Origin of the sequence: Streptomyces sp. NPDC049577 (assembly GCF_040675635.1) — a bacterium.
Taxonomy (GTDB): Bacteria; Actinomycetota; Actinomycetes; order Streptomycetales; family Streptomycetaceae; genus Streptomyces.
Window position 1 is genome coordinate 1 of record NZ_JBFAPH010000516.1, and the last position, 2786, is coordinate 2786.

The 2786-nt window shown below is 76.0% G+C and carries 3 protein-coding genes; 1 reads left to right on the forward strand and 2 read right to left on the reverse strand.

The window, feature by feature from the left end; genetic code table 11:
- On the forward strand, positions 1-199 hold a 199-nt coding region (locus tag AB0K09_RS31975; protein WP_366068893.1), incomplete at its 5' end, for a hypothetical protein.
- Positions 200-313: 114 nt separating this feature from the next.
- Here the strand turns inward: AB0K09_RS31975 and hutH are convergent.
- Together hutH and AB0K09_RS31985 are read right to left on the reverse strand one after the other, a co-directional pair.
- The gene (gene hutH, locus AB0K09_RS31980; protein WP_366068894.1) at positions 314-1858 is read right to left on the reverse strand and encodes a histidine ammonia-lyase; all 1545 of its coding nucleotides are present in this window, start codon (positions 1856-1858) and stop codon (positions 314-316) included.
- A gap of 108 nt (positions 1859-1966) precedes the next feature.
- Positions 1967-2786: diguanylate cyclase (locus AB0K09_RS31985; RefSeq protein ID WP_366068895.1), on the reverse strand; the 820-nt coding region annotated here is incomplete at its 5' end.

Below are 2786 nucleotides of genomic sequence, written 5' to 3' on the forward strand. Positions count from 1 at the left end.
GCCCGACCAGCCGCCCACCGCCGGCCGGTCCGCCTCCGCGGGCACCGCCGCGGCCGCCGGCGCCCAGGAGCTGGCGCTGGCGGACACGGGCACGGTGGACACCACGCCGTACCTCTTCGGGGGCGTCGCGTTCGTGGCGGCGGGCGGCGCGCTGGTGACCGCCGCGGTGCGCCGGTCGCGGACGACGGGCGGGCTCTAGCGGAGGATCCGCCCGGCGGTGCCGAACCGGCCGGATCCCCGGCCGGGGATCCGCCGGTAAGGCCGGTCCGGTAAGGCCGGTCCGGTAAGGCCGGTCCGGTAAGGCCGGTAAGGCCTAGGCCAGCGGGCCGGTCACCGACTCCACGGCCTCGACGAGCTTGCCCGAGCGGACGAACGCGTCGGCGGCCGCCAGGTCCGGGGCCAGGAAGCGGTCCTCGCCCGCGCCCTCGACGCCGGCCTCGCGGACGGCGGCGAGCACGGCGCGGGTGGCCGGGGCGGGCGTCAGGCCGTGGCGCAGCTCGATCGCGCGGGTGGCGGCGACGAGTTCGACCGCGATGACGCGGGTCAGCGCGTCCAGGGCGGTACGCAGCTTGCGCGCGGCGGACCAGCCCATGGAGACGTGGTCCTCCTGCATCGCCGAGGACGGGATGGAGTCCACGGACGCGGGCACGGCGAGCCGCTTCATCTCGCTGACGAGGGCGGCCTGCGTGTACTGGGCGATCATCAGCCCGGAGTCGACGCCGGGGTCGTCGGCCAGGAAGGGCGGCAGCCCGTGCGAGCGGTGCTTGTCCAGCAGCCGGTCGGTGCGGCGCTCCGCGATGGAGCCCAGGTCGGCGGCGGCGATGGCCAGGAAGTCGAGGACGTAGGCGACGGGCGCGCCATGGAAGTTGCCGTTGGACTCCACGCGGCCGTCGCTCAGCACGACGGGGTTGTCGACGGCGGCGGCGAGCTCGCGGTCGGCGACGAGGCGGGCGTGGGCGAGGGTGTCCCGGCCGGCGCCGGCGACCTGCGGGGCGCAGCGGATGGAGTACGCGTCCTGGACGCGCGGCTCGTCGTCCTGGTGGTGGCCGGTGAGCCCGGAACCGGCCAGCACACGCGCCATGTTGGCGGCGCTGGAGCCCTGGCCGGGGTGGGGGCGGATGGCGTGCAGCTCGGGGGCGAGGACCTTCTCCGAGCCGAGGAGCGCCTCCAGCGACAGCGCGCCGGTCACGTCGGCGGACGTGAGCAGGCGGGCGAGGTCGGCGCAGGCCATGACGAGCATGCCGAGCATGCCGTCGGTGCCGTTGAGGAGGGCGAGGCCCTCCTTCTCCCGCAGTTCGACGGGGTCGATGCGGTGGGCGGCGAGCAGCTGCGCGGCGGGCCGCACCACGCCGTCGGGGCCCTCGGCGTCACCCTCGCCCATGAGGGTGAGGGCGCAGTGGGAGAGCGGGGCGAGGTCGCCGGAGCAGCCGAGCGATCCGTACTCGTGGACGACGGGGGTGATGCCGGCGTTCAGGATCGCGGCCATGGTCTCGACGACGACCGGCCGGACGCCGGTGTGACCCGAGGCGAGCGTCTTGAGCCGCAGGAACATCAGCGCGCGCACGACCTCGCGCTCGACGCGCGGGCCCATGCCGGCGGCGTGCGAGCGCACGATGTTGCGCTGGAGCCGCGCCCGCAGGTCGGGGCTGATGTGCCGGACGGCGAGGGCGCCGAACCCGGTGGAGACGCCGTAGACGGGATCGGGCTTGGCAGCCAGATCGTCGATCACCTGGCGAGCGGCGGCGACGGCGGCGAGGGCGTCCTCGGACACGCTGACGTGAGCGTTGTGCCGGGCCACGGCAATGACGTCGTCGGCGGTCACACCGCTCGTTCCCACCACCACAGTGTGCATATCCATATTCAGGCACCCTAGAGAGTGAATCGCTGCCTGTCACCCCTTTCTTTCAACGCTTTCGGGGTGCGGTTTGCTTTCGCCACGCGCGAGCTGGTCGCGGCCGGGGCGCGGCTACGTCCGGCGGCCCCGGAAGCGGCGGCGTTCGGCGGGCGGGGCGGGCGGGGGCCGGTCCGCGAGGCTGACCACGGGATCCGGCGCGCCGCCCTCGCGTCCCGCGACCACCGGGCCCGGCGCGCCCGCCGCCTTCGCCCGGTACTGGGCCGCGTCCGCCAGGCGGAACAGCCGCCGGGCCGAGCGCACGTCCCCGATCGGGTCCCCCGTCGAGGCGATCCCGCAGGCCACGCCCTCGCCGAGCTCCAGGGCCAGGGCCCGGCGGCACAGTTCGTCGGCGACGCCCACGACCTCGTCCGCCGCGGGCCCGACCGTCAGCAGACAGAACTCGTCACCGCCCAGCCGCGCCGCGAGCGCGCCGGGCAGCTGGGCGCCGCACAGCGACAGCACCGAGCCGAAACGTTCCAGCAGGCGGTCGCCGACGGCGTGGCCCTGGGTGTCGTTGACCCGCTTCAGCCCGTTGACGTCACATACGAGCAGGCTGACGACGACGCCCTCCGCCAGGTGCCGCTCGATCGCCTCGTCGAGCAGCGCGTCGACCGCGCGCCGGTTGGCGAGCCCGGTGAGGGGGTCGGTGAAGGCGAGGCGCCGCACCTCCTCCAGGCGCTCGGTCTGGGCGATCCCGGAGGCGGCGACGGCGGCGAGGACGGTGGCGAAGTCGGCGTCGGCGCGGCCGAAGACGGGCGCGCCGGCGGGCCGCGCGACGTAGAGCTCGCCCCACGCCCGCCCGTGCAGCACGATGGGCGCGACGACGCAGCATCCGCGCCCCCGCCGCCGCAGGGCGGCGGCGCGGCGCGCCGGGGCGGCCGGCGGACCGGCG